Origin of the sequence: Pseudomonas sp. UBA6562 (assembly GCF_002434265.1) — a bacterium.
Taxonomy (GTDB): Bacteria; Pseudomonadota; Gammaproteobacteria; order Pseudomonadales; family Pseudomonadaceae; genus Aquipseudomonas.
Genome location: NZ_DJJS01000007.1, coordinates 500182 through 500522, shown reverse-complemented (window position 1 = coordinate 500522; position 341 = coordinate 500182). Strand labels below are relative to the sequence as shown.

Annotated in this window: 1 protein-coding gene; it reads right to left on the bottom strand. The window is 61.3% G+C overall.

Annotated elements, in window-relative coordinates:
• Positions 1-341, bottom strand: a 341-nt coding sequence (locus tag B4M43_RS14275) for a YDG domain-containing protein (protein ID WP_296268084.1), incomplete at both ends; no start/stop codon positions are given.

Below are 341 nucleotides of genomic sequence, written 5' to 3'. Positions count from 1 at the left end.
CCCGTCAGGGCCAGAAGCGCCTTGCCGATCGTCGCGGTGAGGGACGTTGGCTGGAGCAGGTTGTAATTACCGGCGTCTGCACCGCCAAGGCTGTAGCCGCTGACGGTCACGGCTTTGCCCGTGCCGACATTCTTGTCCGCGAAGGCAGCGGTACCGGTACCGCTTAGCGCAACGGCATCGTTGCCGAACACATTGACCTGCGCAGTGCCGTTCAAAGTTGCCGCGGTTGTCCCGTCATAAACCTTATCGACAGTGGCAACGCCAGTGACCGCCAGGTTGGCTTTCGTGATATCCGCCGTCAGGTTGCTTGGCTGTACCAAGGTGTAATTGCCGGCGTCGGC